Raw genomic sequence first — 21950 nt, 5'->3', positions numbered from 1 at the left:
CGGGCTGTCAGGGCTACGTGGGACGATCGTTAGTGTGAAACGTGAACAGAAGATCGCTCTCGTCCAAGCGCAACTGGACCTTGTAAACTCCAACGGCGACGTGGACGACCTAGAGCAATGGAAGCATCAGAATGAAGTCGCGATCCGAAACGCTCTAGGCATCGACAATCCGACGTACAAGAAGCTCGTATCGGTCAAGTTCGCCCCAAGCGTCTATTACTCGGGTATGGGCAACGAGCCGTATATCAGTGCAAGGTTTTCGGGTGTGCGACAGTCGGTGGCATTGCTGAAGGCCGCCAAGGGGGAAATTGAGCTCGTTGACCCTGCGGATGAGCCTGCGTCATCAGCGAAGGCCGCGCCGGGTGGCACCCGAGTGTTCGTTGTTCACGGCCACGATGACGTGCGAAAACTGGAGGTCGCAAGCCTGGTTCGAGACCTCACTGGGGTGAAGGCGACGATCCTTAGCGAGTACCCAAACCAGGGCGACACGATCATTGAGAAGTTCGAACGTGCCAGCAGCGAGGCCGCATTTGCGGTCGTGATCGCAAGCGCGGACGATCTTGGAGCGCGAAAGAGTGACGAAGGTTCACTGTCACCGCGCGCCCGCCAGAACGTGATTTTTGAGCTGGGCTACTTCATCGGCAAGCTCAGCAGGTCACGTGTCGCTCTGCTCGTCGAAGAAGGCGTCGAGCGGCCATCTGACACTGACGGCATCGTCTACATCACGCTCGACCCCCACGGCGGCTGGAAGCTGCCCCTTGCAAAGGAGTTGAACAGCGCTGGTGTAGCCGTCGACTTCCAAGCACTCAGCGATTAGGCCGTCCGAATAGCTGGATGACGTTGGACGCCTCGGGTTCTGGGGCGGACGGGGCGATGGTAGCGGGCTCGGGCGGTTGTTGCCTGCGCCGCCGCCTCCGGGATCCAGTCGCCGTAGGTATCCAGGGTCAGGGAACGTGCCTATGGCCCAGCCCCGTCTTAGCCCCAGCGGGGGCTAATCCGCCGGTGGCCACAGTTACGCAGTCGCTAGTCCGAAAGTGCGTCTCGCCAGCGCGTTTGTGGCGCTGGCGAGCTGCCCACCTGGGGCGACGTAGCCCCATCACACGTTGAAGCGGAACTCCACCACGTCGCCGTCGGCCATGACGTAGTCCTTGCCCTCCATGCGGACCTTGCCGCGAGCCTTCGCCTCGGCCATCGAGCCGGCCTCGTCGAGGTCGGCGAACGAGACGATCTCGGCCTTGATGAAGCCGCGCTCGAAGTCGGTGTGGATCACGCCGGCCGCCTTGGGGGCGGTGTCACCCTTGCGGATGGTCCAGGCACGCGATTCCTTCGGACCCGCCGTCAGGTAGGTCTGCAGGCCGAGCGTGTGGAAACCGGCGCGCGCGAGCTGCTTCAGACCGGCCTCGGTCTGGCCGATGGATTCGAGCAGCTCCATCGCCTCGTCCTCGTCGAGCTCGAGGAGCTCGGACTCGACCTTGGCATCGAGGAAGACGGCGTCGGCCGGTGCGACGGCCTTGCGCAGCTCTTCCTTGCGTTCCTCGTTGGTGAGGACGGCCTCGTCGGCGTTGAAGACGTACAGGAACGGCTTGGCGGTGAGCAGGTGCAGGTCGCGCAGCAGCTCGCTCTTCACCTCGCCTTGGGCGGAGAAGATGGTGCGGCCGTCCTCGAGGATCGCCTGCGCCTTCTTCGTCTCCTCCAGTTGGGCGACGAGTTCCTTGTTCTTCCGGGACTCCTTCTCGAGCCGCGGCAGTGCCCGCTCGATCGTCTCCAGATCGGCGAGGATCAGCTCGGTCGCGATGACCTCGATGTCGGCCATCGGGTCGACCTTGCCGTCGACGTGGACCACATCGGGATCGTCGAACACGCGCACGACCTGGCAGATGGCGTCGGCCTCGCGGATGTTGGCGAGGAACTTGTTGCCCATACCCTCACCGGCGGAAGCACCCTTGACGATGCCGGCGATGTCGACGAACGACACCGTGGCCGGGAGGATGCGCTCGGAACCGAAGATCTCGGCGAGCCGGTTCAGACGCGGATCGGGCAGTTCGACGACGCCGACATTGGGCTCGATGGTGGCGAACGGATAGTTCGCTGCCAGCACATCGTTCTTGGTCAACGCATTGAACAGCGTCGACTTGCCGACGTTGGGAAGACCGACGATTCCGAGGGTAAGGCTCACGGAATCGATATTCTACGCGGCCGCCCTCCACTCACTTCATCCGCACGCCGCCCGCACCAGTTGCGCGATGCGCGCAGCCTGATCCTCGTCTGGCGCGGTCGACCCGTTGGTCGCGACCTCCTGGACCTTCGCGTTCACTTCCTGGTCGGATGCACCCTCGTCGATGAGCGGGCAGGTCTCGGTGACGATGGACTCGATGTCCTGCGTCTCCCGGTCGGCCGACAGCTGCGGATAGCCGGTGCGGAAGGCCGCGACGAAGATGTCGAGCTTCGCCTTGTCGAAGATGTCGCCGGCCCGCTGGGCCGCGCTGGACGCGATGCTCTGCACCGACGAGATGGCGCCTTCGGCCTGCTCCTGGACGCTCGTGACGGCGACATCCGCCGACGACCGCACGTCCTCATTGCTCGAACTGTCGTCGGAGCTGCACGCGGTGAGCGCGAAGGCGGCGGCGATCGCCACGACCGCCGCAGGTACACGCAGGCGTCGGGTCGTGCCCGTTCGGTTCGTCACGTTTCGAGAATGCCACGGCCGGGGACCCTTCAGCGCCGTTTCCGGCGTGTCGTCCGGACCACGCGCGGCGCTCGGTGACCGTAGATTGGCGACTGTCGATCGGTATCGAGCTCGATACATGTCGGAAGGACCGTCGTTGACCGAATCGAAGACCGCGCCCAGCGGAAACAGCAGTGAGAAGCCGTCGGCTGAACCCGACCGCGGGAGCCTGCTGGGCACGGGCGGAATCTGGCTCGCCAAGTGGTCGGCCTGCCTGGTCGTCATCGCCGCCGGTGCGGTGGTGATCGGCTGGATCATCGAGAAGATGTGGGTGATCGTGTTGCCGGTCGCCCTGGCGATCGTCGTCTCCACGATCCTGTGGCCGCCCACCCGCTTCATGACCAAACGCGGCGTTCCTCCGGCTGCTGCGGCCGGCCTGACCCTCGTGATGTTCTTCGCGATCGTCGGCGGCATCATCGCCGGCATCGTCCCGTCGGTGGTCTCCCAGATGCCCGACCTGGCCAACAAGGCCACCGAAGGCATCAACACCGTGCAGGAATGGGTGAAGGGACCCCCGATCAACCTGCGCGACGAACAACTCGACAACGCCGTCCACGCGGTGGTCGAGCGAGTGCAGGGCAGTGCCGCCACCATCGCCGGCGGTGTCTTCTCCGGTGTGAGCACGGCGGGCTCGCTGCTCGTCACGCTCGCTCTCGTCCTCGTGCTGACGTTCTTCTTCATCAAGGACGGCCCGCGCTTCGTGCCGTGGCTGCACCGCGTGAGCGGTGGCCGCGCCGGACGTCACCTCGAAGCGGTACTCGGCCGCATGTGGGACACGCTGGGCGGGTTCATCCGCACGCAGGCCCTGGTGAGCTTCATCGACGCCCTCTTCATCGGTATCGGCCTGCTGATCCTCGGTGTCCCGCTCGCACCCGTGCTGGCGATTCTCACCTTCATCGGCGGATTCATTCCCATCGTCGGTGCGTTCGTCGCCGGTGCGCTGGCGGTGCTTGTCGCACTCGTCGCCAACGGTTTCACGACCGCGATCATCGTGCTGGTCCTCATCATCGCGGTGCAGCAGATCGAGGGGAACGTGCTGCAGCCGGTGCTGCAGTCGCGGTCGATGAACCTACACGCAGCCGTGGTGCTGCTCGCGGTGACGGCCGGATCGTCGCTGTTCGGGATCGTCGGTGCGTTCCTGGCGGTGCCGGTCGCGGCGGTGGCCGCGGTGGTCATCCGCTACATCGGCGAACAGATCGACGAACGCGCCAGTGAAGGCGAGGACGACGAGACGAAGGCACTCCCTGCTCCCGGCGACACCTCGGTGCCCGATCCGAAGCCGGCATCTCCGGCACCGGCCGCCTCCGAGGACTGAGGGGCGGTCAGCTCGCGACGCGGACGGTGGATCCCGAGCGGCCACGGATGACGTGCAGCCTGCTCGGGATCCGCTGCCGCATCTCGTCGACGTGACTGACCACGCCCACCACACGGCCTCCCGCGCGCAGTTCGTCGAGCACACCCATGACCGCTTCGAGGGAGTCGGCGTCGAGTGAGCCGAACCCTTCGTCGATGAACATCGTGTCGAGCACGAGCCCACCGGCCTCGGCGGCGACGACGTCGGCGAGGCCGAGGGCGAGCGCGAGGGACGCCTGGAAGGACTCGCCACCCGACAGTGTCTTCGTCGATCGCACGGCGCCGGTGTACTCGTCGTGGATGTCGAGGCCGAGACCGCCGCGACGACCCCGGATCTCGGCCGCGTCGGAGTGCACGAACTCGTAGCGACCGCCGGACATCCTGCGCAGGCGTTCGGAGGCCGCGTCGGCGACCTCCTCGAGTCGCGCCGCGAGCACGTACGAGCGCAGCGACATCTTCTTGGCGTTCGACCCCATCCCGGCGACGACGTCGGCGAGTGCGGAGAGTTCGGCGTGTTCGTCGAGCAACGGGGCAAGTTCGGCGCAGGCACGCTCGAGTCGCCGGGTGTAGTTCTCGATGTCGAGGTGCCGGCGCTCGGCCTCGGTGGCCGCGCTCAGGGCTGCCTCGACCGCGGCGGCACCGTCGTCCACCACTGCGCGCGCGGCCGTCACGTCGGCGACCTCGTCGCCGGTGAGAGCCGCGATCGCCGGGTCGTTCAGCGTGGAGGTGGCCACCGCGCGTTCGTCGTCGGCGGCGCGCAGGACGCGGTCGATCTCGGCGAGTCGCTCGGGCGTCCGGACGGCGGCGCGGGCGCTTTCGAGATCGGTGAAGCCTGCCTCGGCGGCCGCGGTGCGGGCGTCGGCGGCGCGTTCGTCGGCGGCCGTGCGGGCCTGGAGGGCTGCGGTGCGAGCATCGAGCAGCGCGGTGGCCGCGGCGGACAGCGCCGCGACCGTCTTCCGTCGCGGGGCGAGCAGATCGAGGTCGCCGACGGCCTCGACGATGCGCTCGCGGATCTCCGTGATCTCGGCGGCACGGACCGCGTCCTCGCGGGCGAGCTCGGACAGTTCGGCGTCGAGCCGCTTCTCCTGTTCGGCCAACACCGTGTCGAGTTTGCGCAGGTCCTCGACCGCCGCGCGCAGGTGGTCGAGCCGGCCGACGACGGTGGCGGCCTCGTCGTGGGCGCGGACCGCCTCGGCGTGGGCGGTGGTGAGTTCGGCGAGTTCGGCGTCGCCGCAACGCTGTCGGAGGACGGCGACGATCCCGGAGAGTTCGGTGACGGCCTCGCGTGCTTCGCTCAGCGCGGTGGCGGCGCGTTGCTCGGCGGCGTGGGCGCGTTCCTCGTCTGCCTTCGTCGCAGTGTCGGGAGCCGGGCGCGCGGGCTCGGGATGTTCGGTGGAACCGCAGACCACGCACGGTTCGCCGTCGGTGAGACGCGCGGCGAGTTCGGCTGCCATTCCGTCGATCCGGCGCTGCCGGACGTCGAGGTGCGCGTCGCGCGCGTCGTTGAATTCGGAGTGCAGTTGCAGTACCCGAGCTTCGAGCCTTTCGAGTTCGGTTCGGCGCGAAGCCAGTTCGGTGGCGGCGTCGAGCGCGTCGGCGGCGCGGTCGCGCGCGGTGGAGAGCCCGGGAAGCATCGCGGCTGCGCGTTCGGCCTCGGCGACCGCATCAGCAGCGGCGGTCGATCGTTCGGGCAGCGCGGCGCGCTCGTCGATCACCTGCCGACGCTCGTCGGTGAGGGCACGGCGACGTCCGGCGAACTTCTCGCGTTCGTTCTCGAGCTCGGTGAGACGACGACGGCGATCGAGTAGGACGTCGAGTCGCGCTGCCTCCGAGGACCATTCCTCGCATCGAGGTCGGATGATGTCGCGGTCGGCGGCGGACGGCGTCGGCCCGACAGCCCCGAGGAGTTCGCGTCCTTCGTCGTCGTTGCGGAGCGGCGCGGCGGCCGTCTCGGCGCGCGCCACGGCGGCATCGGCCTCGCGCGCGAGGCGGGCGGCCTCCCGATCGACGACCGCGACGCTCACCGCGCGATGCGCGGCGTCGCGTTCGGCTGTCACGGCGACGCGCTGCGTCTGCGTCTGCTCGAGTTCGGCGAGGATGTTCAGGGCGTCGCGGCGGCGGCGGAGTCGGTCGGCGAGAGCGACGGTCTCGTCGAGCCTGCGCCGGTTGGCCTCGTCGACGGCCCGGACTCGTGCGAGCGCTGCGGCGGCATCGTCGCGGTTCTCGGCGGCCTCGGCGAGCAGGCGGCCCGCCCATTCCACCGGATCGGCGTCGGCGCCCGCCTCGATCCCGGCGGACGCGGCTACCTTCGCCGCGAGGACCTCGACCTTCTTCTGTTGCTCGGCAAGCAGTTTCGTTCCGGCACCGCGACGATCGCGGAACCACTGCTCGACGTCGCCGAAACGGGTGGTGTCGAACAGACGCTCGAGCAGCCTGCCGCGCTCCTCGCTGTTCGCGCGCAGGAACCGGGCGAAGTCGCCCTGCGGAAGGAGCACCACCTGGAAGAACTGTTCGGCGCTCATCCCGAGCAGCGACTTGACGACGTCGCCGATCTCCTGGGCGCGGGACAGGTTCTCCCCCGACCCGTCGAGCCAGGTGAGATTCGCCTTGGCCTGCTGCTTGATCGTGCCGGTGCCGCGCTTCTTCGGGCGTTCGAATTCGGGGCTGCGTTCGATGGCCAGACGGCGACCCGCGATGGTCGCCTCGAGCCGGACCGTCGGCACGGCACCCACCCGTGCGTGGTCGGACAGCAACCGGCGTCCCTCGGAGCGAGCACCGGGGACGGTGCCGTAGAGCGCGAACGCGACCGCGTCGAGGATCGACGTCTTGCCCGCGCCCGTCTGCCCGTGCAGTAGGAACAACCCGTCGGCGCCGAGCTCGTCGAAGTCGATCTCGACGGTGTCGGCGAACGGACCGAAAGCAGTGATCTCGAGGTGGTGCAGTCTCATGCCGGCACGTCCGTCCGCCACTGCGTGTCGGTCTCGTCGCCGATGCCGCGTCGGCGGTCGACCTCCCTCAACGCTTCGTCGATCCAGCCGCGCTCGCGTTCGGACGGTTCGGAACGCACATCGGTGAGGAACGATGCGGCGATGTCGCGATCGCTGCGCCCGCGCACCTTGTCGCGGTAGTTGCCCTCCGTGGATCCGGCCGGTCGCTGCCATTCGACGTGCACGGCGTACGGGAACCGCTCCTGCAGGCGGCGCATGGCGTCGAGCGGGCGGATCGCATCGATCAGCACCGCGGAGACGTAGTGCTCCTCGACGGCAGCATGCGCGGGATCGGCGAGCAGATCGTCGAGTTCGCCTTCGAGACGGGTCAATTCGCGGATCACCGGGAGGTCGACGCGCTCGACGGACGCCGCACCCGAGGCGTCGAGGTCGACGACGAAGACCGCCTTGCGGTGCGAGCGCTCGCCGAAGGAGTACGGCAACGGCGACCCCGAGTACCGGACCGTCTCGCTCACCGTCTGCGGGGAGTGCAGGTGCCCCAGCGCGACGTAGTCGGCACCGTCGAACGACGACGCAGCCACCGTCTCGACTCCGCCGACGGAGATGGACCGCTCGGAGTCGCTGGGCTCGCCACCGACGACGAAGGCATGGGCCAGGACGACCGTGCGGCCGTCGCGACCCGCGGCATCGGCCCGCACGCGTTCCATCGCCGCGTCGAGGATCTGTTGGTGTGAGCGGGCCTCGGGGACACCGAGCTCGGCGCGGGTGATCTCGGGTTCGAGATACGGGATGCCGTAGAAGCAGACCGGGCCGTGCTCGTCGTGCAGGACGACAGGGCTGTCGATCTGAGATACGCGGGTGATCAGGTGCAGACCCCCGTGCGCGGCGAAGGCAGCGCCGGCACCGAGACGGACCGGCGAGTCGTGGTTGCCGGAGGTGGCGACGATGATCGCCCCTGCCTCACGGATGGCCTCGAGGCCGGCGTTGCACACGGCCACCGCGTCGGAACTCGGGATCGACCGGTCGTACACGTCGCCCGGCACGACCACCACGTCGATCCGGCGTTCGGCCACCAGATCGGCGATGGCCCGCAGCGCACGCGCCTGGTCGGCGAGCAGGTCGACACCGTGGAAGGTGCGGCCGATGTGCCAGTCGGAGGTGTGCAGGATCCGCATGGGACAGACGGTAGAGGAGAGGACCGACATCCCCGGATGTCGGGTGGATGTCGCATCGATGAGGCATCATCCGCCACATGACAGCACTCACGGCACTCGGCCTGCTCGTCGCGCTCGGTCTCGGGGTGGTGCTCGGCTGGCTGTTGCGGGCCTCCCGCGACGGCGAACGTGCAGCCCGTGCCGAGGCTCAGCTGGCGGCCCTCCGCGACAACGAGGAGCAGCTGCGTCAGTCGCTGGCCGCGGTGAGCGAGGACGCCGCCCGCCGGCAGTCCGGCGCCATCGGCGACCAGGTGTCGCGGCTCGTCGGCCCGTTGAACGAGGCCGTGGGCGCGCTGGCCCGGCAGGTCGAGCACGTCGAACGCAACCGCGTGCACGCCTACGCCGGGCTGAGCGAGCAGGTCGAGGGCATGCACCGCGCGTCGCAGCTGCTGTCCACCCGCACCCAGCAGCTGGTCACCGCGCTGCGTGCGCCGCAGATCCGCGGACGATGGGGCGAGATCCAGCTCGAACGTGTTGTCGAGCTCGCCGGGATGGTCCGGCACTGCGACTTCGACACCCAGGTGAGCAAGGACGGGGTACGTCCCGATCTGCTCGTCTACCTCGCCGGGGGCAAGCAGATCGTCGTCGACGCGAAGGTGCCTTTCGCCGCCTATCTGGATGCCGCCGAGGCCGAGGAACCCGACGAGCGCGACCGGCACCTCACGCGCCACGCACGCCAGCTGCGCACCCACATCGACCAATTGTCGGCCAAGGCCTACTGGGAGTCGTTCGACCCGACGCCCGAGTTCGTCGTGCTGTTCGTCCCCGGCGATCCGTTCCTCGATGCCGCGCTCGGCGCCGATCCCGATCTGCTCGAGCACGCCTTCGCCCGGAACGTCATCCTCGCCACACCCACCACGCTGGTCGCGTTGCTGCGCACGATCGCGCACACCTGGCGGCAGGAGGCGCTCTCCCGCGACGCCGCGACCATCCACCGGCTGGGCCGTGAGCTGTACCAACGGCTCGGTGTGGTCGGTTCCCACCTCGATCGGCTCGGCAACCAGCTCGGCAAGGCCGTCGATTCGTTCAACATGACGGTCTCGTCGATGGACACCCGCGTGGGCGTGACTGCCCGCAAGCTCCACGACCTGGAAATATTCGACGGTGAGGTGCCCGAGGTGCAGCGTGTCGATGCCTGGCCGCGACGCAGCACTCTGGCAGAAAGAGCAGTGGCGGACGGTCCTGTCGACGAAGCGAGCTGACACAGCCACGCTAATGTCTACGTTGTGTCTGCAACCCAACGTGCACGTTCGGCGGTGCCGCTCGACATGCGGTCGTTGGTGCCTACGGTGCCCGGTGTGCCCTGGTGGGGTGCCGTGGCGATCGCAGCCGGAACGACGCTTCTCGGGGTGCTGCTCGACAGCGCACGCGGGAACGAGCTGACCTCTGCGTTCACTGTCTTCTATGTGCTCGGCTGCGTCGCGGCCGTGGTGGCGGTGCGCTATCGCGGACTGTTCACGGCCATGGCCCAGCCGCCTCTGCTGCTGCTCCTCGCGGTGCCGATCGGCCAGGAGATCGTCTCCCCCGACAGCACCGGCGGTTTGAAGGATCTCGCGCTCAACGTCGCCTATCCGCTCGTGAACCGCTTTCCGGCGATGCTGGTGGCGACGCTCCTGGCTCTGGCGATCGGCGGTTTCCGGATCTTCGTGACCCGACAGAACACGGGGGTACGTGCCCGTGCGCCGCGAGAGCGGGCGAAGCCGCGGGCGGCGAAGGCCGGAACCGCGAAGGAACGCCCGGCCCGCGCCGCCGGTGATCGGCCGACCCGCGCTGCGAGCGACCGTCCGACCAGGCGTGCGGCCCGGGAACGATCGGCGACGGCTACCCCTGCGGATGCACCTCGCACCGCCGCGGGCCGCAGCACGCCGACCGCGAAGGCGTCGGTCCGGGAGGTCGCCGACACCCGTCCGCGTCGCCGCGTCCGTCCCGAAGGTCCGGCCGCCGAGCAGCCCGCTCCTCGACGTGCTCGCGCTCCCCGACCTGCGGACCCGGTGCCGCCGGAGGTCCGCGAGCCGCGGCGCCGCCCGGCACCCGATCCGGAGACCGGTCGGCCGGCGCCCTCCCCCGCACCCACGCAGGGCTACGAGCCGCCGCGCGTGCGGTACCGCGACCGCTACGAGGACTGACCCACACGACGAAGACGACCGGTCACCTGCCGATGGACGGCGGTGACCGGTCGTCTTCGCTCTACGGAACTACCCGGTTCAGCGACGCGACGCGCGCAGTTCGCGCGGCAGGGCGAACACCAGGGTCTCGTTGGCGGTCGTCACCGACTGCACGTCGTGGAAGCCGCGCTCGTCGAGGAACTGGACGACGCCCTGCACGAGAATCTCGGGGACCGACGCACCGGAGGTGATGCCGACGGTCTCGACGCCCTCGAGCCAGGCCGGATCGATCTCCTTGGCGTAGTCGACCAGGTGCGCTGCCCGGGCACCCGCGCCGAGGGCGACCTCGACGAGCCGCACGGAGTTCGACGAGTTCCGCGACCCCACGACGATCACCAGATCGCACTCGGGTGCCATCGCCTTCACCGCGACCTGCCGGTTCTGGGTGGCGTAGCAGATGTCGTCGCTCGGCGGATCCTGCAGCTGCGGGAACTTCTGACGCAGACGCTGCACGGTCTGCATCGTCTCGTCGACGCTGAGGGTGGTCTGGGACAGCCAGATGACCTTCGACGGGTCGCGCACGGTCACCGAATCGACGGCGTCGGGGCCATCGACGAGCTGCACGTGGTCGGGGGCCTCACCTGCGGTGCCCTCGACCTCCTCGTGGCCCTCGTGACCGATGAGCAGGATGTCGAAGTCGTCGCGGGCGAAGCGCTTGGCCTCCTGGTGGACCTTCGTCACCAGCGGGCAGGTCGCGTCGATGGTGCGCAGCTGCCGGGAGGCGGCCGATTCGTGGACCGCGGGCGACACACCGTGCGCCGAGAACACGAGCACGGCGCCCTCGGGCACCTCGTCGGTCTCGTCGACGAACACCACACCGCGGTCGGCGAGCGTGTCGACGACGTGGCGGTTGTGCACGATCTCCTTGCGGACGTAGATCGGCGCACCGTACTTGTCGAGCGCCTTCTCGACGGTCTCGACGGCGCGGTCGACGCCGGCGCAGTAGCCGCGCGGCTCGGCGAGCAGGACGCGCTTTCCGGAGGTGGAGGGACCGGCGGACCGTGTGATCCCGACTTCGAGAGGAACAGGCGCAGACATACCTCCAGAGTACGGGGCGCGTCGGAGCGGGGCTTCCCAGCTCGCGGCCGACGTGCTCCCCGGCTACCAATCACGCCGATCATCGGGCAGTCTTGGGGCATGATCCGTCCACCGTTCCTGGCACGGGTGGCTGCCGGCGTTGCTGTCACCGCGTACGAAGAGACCCTCAAGCTGCCGAGCACAGCCGTTTCGTTGCCGATGACGACGGTGAGCCAGATCCTGCAGACGACGATGCGAGTGCAGCAGGTCATGACCTCGCTCGCCATCAAGGGCGACCAGTTCTTCGAGATCTTCGGAGCGGAGCCCGGCGAGACCGCACAGTGGGCGACCTTCGACGACGACGGCTCTGCCCCTTCGGACGAGCCCACGACCTCGACGAACAACACCCCGAACGGCGCTCCCGGCCGGTTCGCCCTGTACTCGATCCCGCCGGCGACCGAGGCCGATGCGCCCGTGGCCGAGCCGGCCGCACCGGTGAAGGCGGGCACCGCGACGACGAAGGGGCCCGCGAAGAAGACGGCAGCCAAGAAGTCTTCTCCGAAGAAGGCCGCCGCGAAGTCCGCCGACGCCGAGGTCACAAAGATCGGCGAGACCACGGACACGAAGGTCGCCTCCGACGACCGTTCCGAGATCGTCGAATACCTCGACTACGACTCGCTGACCCTCGCGCAGCTGCGCGCCCGACTGCGCGCACTGTCGGTGGACGAGCTCACAGCGTTGCTCGAATACGAGAATGCTCACGCCGCGCGTACTCCGTTCGTGACGATGCTGTCGAACCGGATCACGAGCGCGCGTAACAAGTGACGGCCGGACAGAACGCGGCACGCCCGAACTCCGCGGAGCAGCCCTGGCCCGTCCGCACCGTGGCGCAGAAGGTCGCCGGGTGGATCGACAAGCTCGGCACCATCTGGGTCGAGGGGCAGATCACCCAGATCAACGCTCGTCCCGGGACGCGGACGGCGTTCCTGACCCTGCGCGACCCGTCGGTGGACATGTCCCTGCAGGTGACCTGCTCGCCGCAACTTCTGCAGCAGTCGGGGGTGCCGCTCACCGAGGGCAGCCGCGTCATCATGTTCGGGAAGATGACCTTCTGGCCCGGCCGCGGCAGCCTCGCGCTGCGGGTCACCGAGATCCGGGCGATCGGCATCGGGGAACTGCTCGCGCGGCTCGAACGACTGCGCGTGTTGCTCGCGGCCGAGGGATTGTTCGACCCGCGGCTCAAGCGCCCCCTCCCCTTCCTGCCGCGCCGCGTCGGCCTGGTCACCAGCCGTGGCAGCGCGGCCGAACGCGACGTGTTGTCGGTCGCGCAGCGTCGCTGGCCGGCCGTGCAGTTCGACGTCCGCCACGCGACCGTGCAGGGTCCGACCGCGGTCACGCAGCTCATCGAGGCCCTCGAAGCACTCGACAAGGACCCGGACGTCGACGTGATCGTCCTCGCCCGCGGCGGCGGCAGCGTCGAGGACCTGCTGCCGTTCTCCGACGAGGCGCTGTGCCGTGCCATCGTCGCGTGCACGACGCCCGTGGTCAGCGCGATCGGCCACGAGCCCGACAGTCCGCTCTGCGATCACGTCGCCGACCTGCGGGCGGCGACCCCGACCGACGCCGCGAAGCGCGTCGTACCCGATGCGGTCGCCGAACTCGATCTCGTCGACGAGCTGAGAGCACGGTCCGCGGCAGCGCTGCGCAACTGGGTCCGACGCGAGGAACATGTGATCGCGCAGCTGCGCGACCGTCCCGTCCTGGCCGATCCGTTCCGCGATCTCGACCGGCGGCACGAGGAGATCGAGCGGCTGCAGCACGCGGCACGGCGCGACGTCACGAGGCTGATCTCGTCGCAGTCGTCGACGCTCGAACACCTGCGGGCACGGCTGGCGACCCTCGGACCCGCGGCGACCCTGGCGCGTGGCTACGCCGTGGTCCAGCGGATCGTGCCGGGCAGCGCCCCCGAAGTGGTACGCACACTCGACGAGATGCCCATCGGCACCCAGCTGCGGGTGCGCGTGGCGGACGGCGCGGCCCGCGCCGCCGTCATGGGACACGAACGACAAGGAAGATCAGGACAGTGACGAACGTGGGAACCGACGACGCCAACGCCGATGTGCGGGAGTTCGGCTACGAGCGAGCTCGGGACGAACTCGTCAACGTCGTGAAGATGCTCGAACAGGGCGGTCTCGACCTCGACGACTCGCTGCAGCTGTGGGAGCGCGGCGAGGCGCTCGCGAAGCGCTGCGAGGAACATCTCGCCGGCGCCCGCGAACGTGTCGAGCAGGCCCTCTCCCTCGCGGACGACGAGGACGAAGACGACGAGTACGAGGACTGACCTCGACCGATCCGACCCGGATCAGGGTTCGAGCGGCTCGGCCCTGCCCGCGGCCGTGGCCAGGGTGGTGAACTCGGCTTCGTCGCCCGAGCCACCGATCAGGATGCGCACGTCGCCGAAGTCGGACACCCAGAGTGCCTCGACACCCTCGCCTCCGTAAACCACCCAGTCGTGGTCCTCGACGGCACGGGTGTCGGTGGCGGTGCGGGCACCTCCGGCGACGAATCGCACCAGTTCGTCCTCACCGGCATCCGACTGGGTGAGACGTACGTAGCGACCTGCGGGAGTGATGAAACCGACGGTGCTCGAATCACCTCCCTGGCCACCGGAGACGATGCTGCGGCTACCGGAGTTGGGCTGCCAGTCCTCGGGCACCTCGGGATGGCGGATCGGGAATCCGAGCTCCGCCGCGTCGTACTTCAGGCCGGCATCGATGTCGAAGCTCGGCACCGGACCCGCCGTGGGCCCGCCGGGCTTGAACTCGCACTGGCTGGCGATCGCCGCGATGAACAGGATCAGCACGAGCAGCGGGATCAGCGACCACGCCATATCGCGACCGTCTTGCAGGATGCGAGGTTTCTTGGATGCCACGCGTCCAGTCTGACAGCTACGAAACGGGCATGTTCAGGCCGGGCGGGTCCGACAGCCCACAGCATCGGCCGTGATGAGACAATAGCCACGCGACACACACCGATCGTGCGGACACCCTCGGCGTCCGCTCCCTCTGCCGGCGCAACCCGCGTCGACCGAAAAGTCTCCAGGAGGCAGTAGCCCATGACGGCCAGCACCCCACGCCGCGAAGCTCCGGACCGCAACCTCGCGCTCGAACTGGTCCGCGTCACCGAGGCCGCGGCGATGGCGGCCGGCCGGTGGGTCGGACGCGGCGACAAGGAAGGTGGCGACGGCGCCGCCGTCGACGCGATGCGGCACATGGTCAGCTCCGTGTCGATGCAGGGTGTCGTCGTGATCGGTGAGGGCGAGAAGGACGAAGCGCCCATGCTGTACAACGGCGAGGAGGTCGGCAACGGCGACGGTCCGCTGTGCGACGTCGCGGTCGACCCGATCGACGGCACGACCCTCATGTCGAAGGGCGCTCCCGGCGCGATCGCGGTGCTCGCCGTGGCCGAGCGGGGCGCGATGTTCGACCCGTCCGCCGTGTTCTACATGGAGAAGATCGCCGTCGGTCCCGAGGCCGCCGACGTCATCGACATCACCGCCCCGATCGCGGAGAACATCCGTCGCGTCGCGAAGGCGAAGAACATCGCGCACGCCGACCTGACCGTGACGATCCTCGACCGTCCACGCCACGCGCAGATCATCAAGGAGGTGCGCGAGGCGGGTGCCCGCATCCGTCTGATCTCCGACGGCGACGTCGCCGGCGCGATCGCCGCTGCTCGTCCGGGTTCGGGTGTCGACATGCTGCTCGGCATCGGCGGTACCCCCGAGGGCATCATCGCCGCGGCCGCGATGCGTTGCATGGGCGGCGCACTCCAGGGTCGACTGGCGCCGAAGGACGACGCCGAGCGCCAGAAGGCGATCGACGCCGGTCACGATCTTGCTCGTGTCCTCACCACCGACGATCTCGTCACCGGCGAGAACATCTTCTTCTGCGCGACCGGCGTCACCGACGGTGAGCTGCTCCGCGGCGTCCGCTACTCCGCGGGTGGCGCGGAGACGCAGTCGATCGTCATGCGCAGCAAGTCGGGCACGGTGCGCATGATCGAGGCGTACCACCGCCTGCAGAAGCTCAGCGAGTTCTCGTCCATCGACTTCCACGGTGTCGCGGGCTCGCCGTATCCCATGCCCTGATCCACCCGGCCCTGATCCACACGGCCCTGATCCACACGGCCCTGATCCTCACCGATCGCTCCCGAGGAGGGGCACTGCCACGAGTTCTCGTCGCAGTGCCCCTCCTCGTTCGTTCCGTCGGCATAACGTGGAGGACATGACCGACACCGAACAGTCTTCTCAGCAGTTCCGTATCGAACGCGACACGATGGGCGAGGTCCAGGTTCCGGTCGACGCCTTGTGGCGCGCCCAGACGCAGCGCGCCGTGGAGAACTTCCCGATCTCGGGCCGTGGACTCGAACGCGCGCAGATCCGCGCGCTGGGTCTGCTCAAGAGTGCCTGCGCCCGGGTGAACAAGGACCTGGGGCTGCTCGACCCCGACAAGGCCGAGGCGATCGTCGCGGCCGCCGATGCCATCGCCGCGGGTGAATACGACGACCAGTTCCCGATCGATGTCTTCCAGACCGGTTCGGGTACGAGCTCGAACATGAACACCAACGAGGTCATCGCGTCGCTCGCAGCGAAGGCCGGCGTCACGGTCCACCCCAACGACGACGTCAACATGTCGCAGTCGTCGAACGACACCTTCCCCACCGCGACGCACGTCGCCGCGACCGAGGCGACGGTCAAGGATCTGATCCCCGCTCTCGAGCACCTGCACGGTGCCCTCGACGAGAAGGCGAAGGAGTGGCGCACGGTCGTCAAGTCGGGTCGCACGCACCTGATGGATGCGGTCCCGGTGACCCTGGGCCAGGAGTTCGGTGGTTACGCCCGCCAGATCGAGGCCGGGATCGAGCGTCTCCGCGCGACGCTCCCCCGCCTCGGTGAACTTCCGATCGGCGGCACAGCGGTGGGCACGGGTCTCAACGCGCCGGCGGATTTCGGTCCGCGCGTGGTGGCCGTGCTCGTCGAGACCACGGGGCTCGAGGAGTTGCAGCGGGCCCGCAACAGCTTCGAGGCGCAGGCCGCGCGCGATGCGCTGGTCGAGGTGTCCGGCGCGCTGCGCACCGTCGCCGTGTCGCTGACGAAGATCGCCAACGACATCCGCTGGATGGGGTCCGGCCCGCTCACCGGTCTGGCCGAGATCCAGCTCCCCGATCTGCAGCCCGGTAGCTCGATCATGCCGGGTAAGGTCAATCCCGTTCTTCCCGAAGCGGTTACGCAGGTCGCTGCACAGGTGGTGGGCAACGACGCCACCGTCGCGTGGAGCGGCGCGGCCGGGGCGTTCGAACTCAACGTCTACATCCCGGTGATGGCCCGCAACGTCCTCGAGTCGATTCGTCTGCTCGCCAACGTCTCCCGGTTGTTCGCCGATCGCTGCATCACCGGACTGGTCGCGAACGTCGAGCATCTGCGCACCCTGGCGGAGTCGTCGCCGTCGATCGTCACTCCCCTCAACTCCGCGATCGGATACGAGGAGGCGGCCGCCGTCGCCAAGGAGGCCCTGAGGGAGAAGAAGACGATCCGTCAGACGGTCGTGGACCGCGGCCTCGTCGGCGACCGGCTGAGCGAGGAGGAACTGGACCGCCGCCTCGACGTCCTGGCGATGACGCGGGTGGACGAGGAGTCCTGACCCGCAGGGTCCCTACGGACCCCGCCTGCATCAGCTACGAATTTCGCCATCCGCTACAGCAATTGCTGTAGCGGATGGCGAAAACGTGAGCGGACAGCGAGGGCTCAGCGATCCGGGGAGTCACCTCACTCCTGGACCACCTCCGTCCCGGATTCGGGCGACCAGGTGATGTACCCGAACTGGAAGTTGCTGCGGGCACCGTCGACGTTCTGCTCTTCGTCACTGATCGGGAATCCCAGATCACCACCGGCACCGCCCGCGGCCTCCCAGGCCGTGCGGATCTCACCCCACACGATGTGGGAATCGGTGTCGGGACTCCACGCGATGATGCCGCCCTCGAACTCCGCGACGTAACCGTCGCCGACCTCCTCCTGCTCGCCGGTCGCGGCACCGAGCGGGCTGGACGCACCGCCGACCTCGTCGTACTTCTGCAGGATCGGTCCGCTGAGTTCGACCTGCTCGCCGTCCGGTCCCGGCACCGCACTGGACTGATCGGCCGCGGGCTCGTCGCCCTCCGGCGAATCGTCGCCCTGCGTGATCGATTCGACGGCGCTCTCCGCCCCGGATGCCACGCTCTCCGCGGCGGACTGGACCGCGCTGGTCGCGCTGCCCACCGTGTCCTCCGCCGACTGGTCGTCGCTGCAACCTGCGACCACCAGTCCGACCGCCGCCGCGGCCGCCACCAACGCTGCTCTGCGTCGGGGAATTCGATTCATCGGTTCGCTCCTGTCACTGAGAGGACGGGTACCTGATTTCAGGGTGCCCGACTCCTCGGCGACACAACCCGGTTTCCGGTGATTCCGTGCCGTCCACGAATCCGCCCCACCCCCGGGCTCCTGCCGTTACCATGCGACGCAGCCGACGCCGAGGAGAACGATGAGCACACAGACCACCACCGCGCGGGACGCCGTCGCGACGGTGACCGACTTCCTGGAGGCGACGGCCGCGGAGGACATCGACCTCGCCGGCTCACTGATCACCGACGACATCGCGTGGCACAACACCTGGCTCCCCACCATCCGCGGCGGGACCCGGGTCCGGAAGATCCTCGCCGGTCTCGCGCGACCTGCGGTGGGCTTCGGCGTCGTCATCCATCACATCGCGGCCGACGGCAACATCGTGCTCACCGAACGCACCGACATCCTGCGCTTCGGGCCGGTGAACATCGAGTTCTGGGTGTGCGGCACCTTCGAGTTGCGCGACGGACGGATCGCCGTGTGGGACGACCACTTCGACGTCCTCACCTTCCTCCGCGGAACCGTCGTGGGCGTACTGCGCGCCGTCCTGCGTCGCTCCTGACGATCCTCACCCCCACCGCTCCCCCGAGGACGCCCGCATAGAATCCGTTCGTCGCCGAACCGTTCGGCGACAGATCAGCAGGGAGCGATGAACATGTCCGACGGCGAGCACACTCCGGGATTCACGGCGGGTCTGGAGATCCGGCGCGAAGTGATGGGTGACGACTTCGTCGAGCGGGCGTTCGAGCGTTCCCGCGGCACCGACTCCGAGGCGATGCAGGAGTTCGTGACCGAACACGCCTGGGGCGCCGTGTGGTCGCGTCCCGGCCTGGACCGGCGCAGCCGCAGCCTGCTCAATCTCGGAATGCTCATCGCGCTGCGCGCCGAGAACGAACTGCGCGGACACGTCCGAGGAGCCCTGCGCAACGGGCTCGGACGCACGGAGATCGTCGAATCCGTCATCCACTGCTCGGCGTACTGTGGCGCCCCCGCCGGACTCGCTGCGATGCGCGTGGTCCAGGAAGTGCTCGAGGCCGAACTCGGCCCCCTCTCCGAGGACACCGACACCTCCGACGGGGCGTGACGACGACGGCGCGCCCGGCGGATGCCGGACGCGCCGTGTCGGCCGTGCTCGGGGCTCAGGCGCCCGGAGCGAACTCCTCGAGCATCTCCGTCACCAGTGCCGCGATCGGCGACCGCTCACTGCGGGTGAGCGTGACGTGCGCGAACAACGGATGCCCCTTGAGCTTCTCGATGACCGCCGCGACACCGTCGTGCCGACCGACACGCAGGTTGTCGCGCTGGGCGACGTCGTGGGTGAGCACGACCCGCGATCCCGCACCGAGCCGCGACAGGACGGTGAGCAGCACGTTGCGTTCGAGCGACTGCGCCTCGTCGACGATGACGAACGAATCGTGCAGCGACCGGCCGCGAATGTGCGTGAGCGGCAGCACTTCCAGCATCCCGCGGCTGAGCACCTCCTCGAGCACCGCCGGGCTGGCGAGTCCTTCGAGGGTGTCGAAGACCGCCTGCCCCCACGGATTCATCTTCTCGGCCTCGGTACCCGGCAGGTAGCCGAGTTCCTGCCCGCCCACCGCGTAGAGCGGCCGGAAGACCACCACCTTGCGGTGGGTGCGTCTTTCCAGGACGGCCTCGAGTCCGGCCGTCAGTGCCAGCGCGGACTTTCCGGTTCCGGCCTTGCCGCCGAGGGAGACGATGCCGACGGATTCGTCGAGCAGCAGGTCGAGCGCGACGCGCTGTTCGGCGGAGCGCCCGTGCAGTCCGAACGCCTCCCGGTCGCCGCGGACGAGCTGCACTCGCTTGTCGGCGGTGACCCGGCCGAGCGCGCTGGACGAACCCCCTAGGAGCCTGATCCCCGTGTGGCACGGTAGATCCCGCGCGTCGTCGATGTCGACGATGCCCTCGGTGAACATCTCGTCGATGAGGGCGCGGTCGACCTCGAGTTCGGTCATGCCCGTCCATCCCGAGGTCACCACGTCCTGGGCGTGGTATTCGTCGGCGTCGAGGCCGACGGCACCGGCCTTGACGCGCAACGGGATGTCCTTGCTGACGAGCACCACGTCGCGTCCCTCGGTGGCCAGGTTCAGGGCGCACGCGAGGATGCGGGAGTCGTTGGTGTCGGTGCGGAATCCCGCGGGCAGGATCATGGGGTCGGTGTGATTGAGCTCCACGTGGAGGGTGCCGCCCTCGTCCCCGATGGGGATGGGCTGGTCGAGGCGGCCGTGCCGCTGCCGCAGGTCGTCGAGCAGCCGCAGCGATTCGCGGGCGAACCAGCCGAGTTCGTGGTGGTGCCGTTTCCCTTCGAGTTCGCCGATCACGACCAGCGGAAGGACGACTTCGTGCTCGGCGAACCTGGTGACCGCCCAAGGGTCGGAGAGCAACACTGAAGTGTCCAGCACATAGGTGCGTACAGCGGATTCTTTCGCAGCGGCGGTACCGGAGGCGTCGCCGGAGCGGGTGGGGACGGAGCGTGTTGCGTTCACGTGGGGCTCCTCGGCCCGGACGGCACCGCCCGGACGTATTCGGTGGGCCGGTGGGTCCCCGGTGTCGTCACGACCACGGAGGCCCGGTGCCGGCCCCCTCGCTCGGACTGTGTCAGCCACACGATCAGGGACCTCCCGTGTAGTCGGCACCTGCGCCGCCTACACCCCCGACGCTAACCCCGATACGGACTATTCGCTCGGCAGGGAGGAAGCGTGTCGGTGAAGATTGCGTTAACCGCACCTCGTAACCACTCCTGAACCTCAGCACTCCCCCTCGTCTCCGCGTCCGCTACCGGGCCGCGAGCCCGTGAAACGCGCGACGGACGGTCACTCGACCGCGACCGGATGCGCGCTCGGTTCCACCGTCGCGCCGCGCAGGCGCCGCAGCAGCAGGGTCACGAGCAGCGCGAGGACTGCCATCGCGGCGCTGTACCCGACGACCGCGTCCGGGGCGTCGAAGATCCCGCCGAACAGGCCCGCGACGAGCGCACCGACCGACATGCCCGCGACCTCCTGTGCGGACCACAGGCCGTTCACCCGGCCGAGCAGCGTGTGGGGCGTGTGCGTCTGGATCAGCGAGTAGCGCAGCACCTCCTGCACGGCCCCGAAGACCCCGACGATCACGAGCAGCACCGCGGTGAGCGCCAGGACGGACGTGAAGCCGACCAGTGCCTGGACGACGAATCCGAGGACCAGGGCGGTGAGCAGCACGCGGCCGGGCCGCACCGAACGACCGAGCCATCCACTGGTGACCGTGGCGGCGGCGGCACCGAGCGCGATCGCCGCGTACATGACGCCGATGGCGACCGCGTTGCCCTCGAAACGCGCGTCGGCGAAGGCCGGCACGAGCACGAGCACACCGCCGCCGAGCATCGCGACGACACCGGCGATCATCACGCCACCGACGACGTGTTCGCGACGCAGGAAGCCGGCCACCGTCTCGGCGGGCGTGTCGGCGTCGTGCCCGGCGTCCGCCTTCGGCGGGTTCAGCGCGGGCAGTCCCGAGAGCAGGGTGACGGTCACGGCGGTGCCGATCGCGGCCACCCAGTAGTTCCATGCGACCGAGAACGTGGCAATCACGAGACCACCGAGCGCCGGGGACAGGACGGCTCCGGCGCGGGCGCTGAGGACGTTGAGCGCGCCGACGGCGACGAGCTGGCCCTTCGGGACGAGCGTGGGCACGACCGCGAGCAGAGCGGCGATGCTGATCGACCCGATCAGTCCGTTGACGACCGTCAGCGCGATGATCGCCGGCACCGAGGGTGACGACAGACCGGCGTTGACGGCCAGTCCGACGAAGGTGAGACCGGAGACGGTGCGGGCGAACAGGATCAGGAACTTGCGGTTGTAGCGATCGGCGAGCATGCCGCCGAGCAGCATGCCGCCGATCGCAGCGCCCCCTTCGAGCGCGGAGACCAGACCCACCATCGGCGACGATCCGGTCAGGTCATAGACCTGGATCGGCACACCGACCATGAGCATCCCGATACCGAAGATCGAGATGGTGCGAGCGATGAAGATCCGGCGGAAGGCCGCGCTCTCGCGCAGCGGCCGCAGATCGAAGAGGGCGCCGTTGCTCATTGCC

At 68.8% G+C, this 21950-nt stretch carries 20 protein-coding genes; 11 read left to right on the top strand and 9 right to left on the bottom strand.

The features are described from left to right. Positions 1-34 precede the first annotated feature (34 nt). Complete coding sequence (locus U9J23_RS05925) at positions 35-817, top strand: nucleotide-binding protein (RefSeq protein ID WP_326601845.1); 783 nt, start codon at positions 35-37, stop codon at positions 815-817. Between the two features lie 279 nt (positions 818-1096). On the opposite strand, the gene ychF is transcribed toward U9J23_RS05925, so the two are convergent. Together ychF and U9J23_RS05915 are read right to left on the bottom strand one after the other, a co-directional pair. Beyond that, a complete protein-coding gene (gene ychF, locus U9J23_RS05920; RefSeq protein ID WP_059381562.1) occupies positions 1097-2176 on the bottom strand; it encodes a redox-regulated ATPase YchF in 1080 nt (359 codons plus the stop codon). A 36-nt stretch (positions 2177-2212) separates the two neighbouring features. Further along, on the bottom strand, positions 2213-2686 hold the full coding sequence (locus tag U9J23_RS05915) for a hypothetical protein (RefSeq protein WP_230823772.1): 474 nt from the start codon (positions 2684-2686) through the stop codon (positions 2213-2215). 118 nt (positions 2687-2804) lie between these two features. Here U9J23_RS05915 and U9J23_RS05910 point away from each other — a divergent pair, with 118 nt between their 5' ends. Further along, on the top strand, positions 2805-4040 hold the full coding sequence (locus tag U9J23_RS05910) for an AI-2E family transporter (protein WP_060651802.1): 1236 nt from the start codon (positions 2805-2807) through the stop codon (positions 4038-4040). 7 nt (positions 4041-4047) lie between these two features. On the opposite strand, the gene U9J23_RS05905 is transcribed toward U9J23_RS05910, so the two are convergent. Both U9J23_RS05905 and U9J23_RS05900 read right to left on the bottom strand, forming a co-directional pair. Then, positions 4048-7026, bottom strand: coding sequence for an SMC family ATPase (locus tag U9J23_RS05905; protein ID WP_326601841.1), 2979 nt, complete (start codon positions 7024-7026; stop codon positions 4048-4050). Next, a complete protein-coding gene (locus tag U9J23_RS05900; protein ID WP_272267798.1) occupies positions 7023-8201 on the bottom strand; it encodes a metallophosphoesterase family protein in 1179 nt (392 codons plus the stop codon). The genes U9J23_RS05905 and U9J23_RS05900 overlap by 4 nt, the downstream gene beginning before the upstream one ends. A gap of 77 nt (positions 8202-8278) precedes the next feature. Here U9J23_RS05900 and U9J23_RS05895 point away from each other — a divergent pair, with 77 nt between their 5' ends. Beyond that, the gene (locus U9J23_RS05895; RefSeq protein ID WP_016693938.1) at positions 8279-9442 is read left to right on the top strand and encodes a DNA recombination protein RmuC; all 1164 of its coding nucleotides are present in this window, start codon (positions 8279-8281) and stop codon (positions 9440-9442) included. A 54-nt stretch (positions 9443-9496) separates the two neighbouring features. After that, positions 9497-10366: a DUF6542 domain-containing protein gene (locus U9J23_RS05890; RefSeq protein WP_059381564.1), complete on the top strand. Its 870-nt coding sequence runs from the start codon at positions 9497-9499 to the stop codon at positions 10364-10366. 78 nt (positions 10367-10444) lie between these two features. On the opposite strand, the gene U9J23_RS05885 is transcribed toward U9J23_RS05890, so the two are convergent. Further along, the gene (locus tag U9J23_RS05885; protein ID WP_016693940.1) at positions 10445-11443 is read right to left on the bottom strand and encodes a 4-hydroxy-3-methylbut-2-enyl diphosphate reductase; all 999 of its coding nucleotides are present in this window, start codon (positions 11441-11443) and stop codon (positions 10445-10447) included. Positions 11444-11542: 99 nt separating this feature from the next. On the opposite strand from U9J23_RS05885, the gene U9J23_RS05880 reads away from it, so the two are divergent. From U9J23_RS05880 to U9J23_RS05870, 3 genes are read left to right on the top strand one after another with little or no spacing between them, the layout of a single operon-like run. Beyond that, the gene (locus tag U9J23_RS05880) at positions 11543-12247 is read left to right on the top strand and encodes a lipid droplet-associated protein (protein WP_059381565.1); all 705 of its coding nucleotides are present in this window, start codon (positions 11543-11545) and stop codon (positions 12245-12247) included. Then, positions 12244-13509 (top strand): exodeoxyribonuclease VII large subunit, encoded by a 1266-nt coding sequence (gene xseA / locus U9J23_RS05875; RefSeq protein ID WP_326601836.1) that lies wholly within the window; start codon positions 12244-12246, stop codon positions 13507-13509. Before U9J23_RS05880 ends, xseA begins: the two co-directional genes overlap by 4 nt. Beyond that, positions 13506-13763: an exodeoxyribonuclease VII small subunit gene (locus U9J23_RS05870; RefSeq protein ID WP_059381567.1), complete on the top strand. Its 258-nt coding sequence runs from the start codon at positions 13506-13508 to the stop codon at positions 13761-13763. The genes xseA and U9J23_RS05870 overlap by 4 nt, the downstream gene beginning before the upstream one ends. Before the next feature lie 21 nt (positions 13764-13784). Here U9J23_RS05870 and U9J23_RS05865 read toward each other — a convergent pair whose 3' ends face one another. Further along, positions 13785-14354 carry a DUF4245 domain-containing protein gene (locus U9J23_RS05865; protein WP_106200453.1) on the bottom strand — a complete coding sequence of 190 codons (570 nt, stop codon included), beginning with the start codon at positions 14352-14354 and terminating at the stop codon, positions 13785-13787. Between the two features lie 183 nt (positions 14355-14537). Here U9J23_RS05865 and glpX point away from each other — a divergent pair, with 183 nt between their 5' ends. After that, the gene (gene glpX, locus U9J23_RS05860; RefSeq protein ID WP_059381569.1) at positions 14538-15572 is read left to right on the top strand and encodes a class II fructose-bisphosphatase; all 1035 of its coding nucleotides are present in this window, start codon (positions 14538-14540) and stop codon (positions 15570-15572) included. A gap of 136 nt (positions 15573-15708) precedes the next feature. Next, positions 15709-17124: a class II fumarate hydratase gene (locus tag U9J23_RS05855; protein ID WP_059381614.1), complete on the top strand. Its 1416-nt coding sequence runs from the start codon at positions 15709-15711 to the stop codon at positions 17122-17124. 125 nt (positions 17125-17249) lie between these two features. Here U9J23_RS05855 and U9J23_RS05850 read toward each other — a convergent pair whose 3' ends face one another. After that, a complete protein-coding gene (locus U9J23_RS05850; protein WP_226949770.1) occupies positions 17250-17840 on the bottom strand; it encodes an LGFP repeat-containing protein in 591 nt (196 codons plus the stop codon). A gap of 160 nt (positions 17841-18000) precedes the next feature. Here U9J23_RS05850 and U9J23_RS05845 point away from each other — a divergent pair, with 160 nt between their 5' ends. Then, positions 18001-18423, top strand: coding sequence for a limonene-1,2-epoxide hydrolase family protein (locus U9J23_RS05845; protein ID WP_059381571.1), 423 nt, complete (start codon positions 18001-18003; stop codon positions 18421-18423). 93 nt (positions 18424-18516) lie between these two features. Further along, positions 18517-18945, top strand: coding sequence for a carboxymuconolactone decarboxylase family protein (locus U9J23_RS05840; RefSeq protein WP_059381615.1), 429 nt, complete (start codon positions 18517-18519; stop codon positions 18943-18945). A gap of 55 nt (positions 18946-19000) precedes the next feature. On the opposite strand, the gene U9J23_RS05835 is transcribed toward U9J23_RS05840, so the two are convergent. Together U9J23_RS05835 and entS are read right to left on the bottom strand one after the other, a co-directional pair. Then, on the bottom strand, positions 19001-20365 hold the full coding sequence (locus tag U9J23_RS05835; protein WP_174479589.1) for a PhoH family protein: 1365 nt from the start codon (positions 20363-20365) through the stop codon (positions 19001-19003). Positions 20366-20692: 327 nt separating this feature from the next. Next, positions 20693-21946 (bottom strand): enterobactin transporter EntS, encoded by a 1254-nt coding sequence (entS, locus tag U9J23_RS05830; protein WP_059381573.1) that lies wholly within the window; start codon positions 21944-21946, stop codon positions 20693-20695. Between the last annotated feature and the right edge of the window lie 4 nt (positions 21947-21950).

Source organism: Rhodococcus sp. PD04 (assembly GCF_035918275.1).
Lineage (GTDB): Bacteria > Actinomycetota > Actinomycetes > Mycobacteriales > Mycobacteriaceae > Rhodococcus > Rhodococcus rhodochrous.
The sequence above is the reverse complement of the archived record's forward strand: the minus strand, read 5'-3'. Positions and strand labels throughout refer to the sequence as shown.

Excerpts from the sequence above, each read along its gene's own strand:
- U9J23_RS05910 (WP_060651802.1), top strand. The coding sequence starts at position 2,805 with ATGTCGGAAGGACCGTCGTTGACCGAATCGAAGACCGCGCCCAGCGGA.
- U9J23_RS05905 (WP_326601841.1), bottom strand. The coding sequence starts at position 7,026 with ATGAGACTGCACCACCTCGAGATCACTGCTTTCGGTCCGTTCGCCGAC.
- U9J23_RS05900 (WP_272267798.1), bottom strand. The coding sequence starts at position 8,201 with ATGCGGATCCTGCACACCTCCGACTGGCACATCGGCCGCACCTTCCAC.
- U9J23_RS05895 (WP_016693938.1), top strand. The coding sequence starts at position 8,279 with ATGACAGCACTCACGGCACTCGGCCTGCTCGTCGCGCTCGGTCTCGGG.
- U9J23_RS05885 (WP_016693940.1), bottom strand. The coding sequence starts at position 11,443 with ATGTCTGCGCCTGTTCCTCTCGAAGTCGGGATCACACGGTCCGCCGGT.
- U9J23_RS05880 (WP_059381565.1), top strand. The coding sequence starts at position 11,543 with ATGATCCGTCCACCGTTCCTGGCACGGGTGGCTGCCGGCGTTGCTGTC.
- glpX (WP_059381569.1), top strand. The coding sequence starts at position 14,538 with ATGACGGCCAGCACCCCACGCCGCGAAGCTCCGGACCGCAACCTCGCG.
- U9J23_RS05855 (WP_059381614.1), top strand. The coding sequence starts at position 15,709 with ATGACCGACACCGAACAGTCTTCTCAGCAGTTCCGTATCGAACGCGAC.
- U9J23_RS05850 (WP_226949770.1), bottom strand. The coding sequence starts at position 17,840 with ATGAATCGAATTCCCCGACGCAGAGCAGCGTTGGTGGCGGCCGCGGCG.
- U9J23_RS05845 (WP_059381571.1), top strand. The coding sequence starts at position 18,001 with ATGAGCACACAGACCACCACCGCGCGGGACGCCGTCGCGACGGTGACC.
- U9J23_RS05840 (WP_059381615.1), top strand. The coding sequence starts at position 18,517 with ATGTCCGACGGCGAGCACACTCCGGGATTCACGGCGGGTCTGGAGATC.
- entS (WP_059381573.1), bottom strand. The coding sequence starts at position 21,946 with ATGAGCAACGGCGCCCTCTTCGATCTGCGGCCGCTGCGCGAGAGCGCG.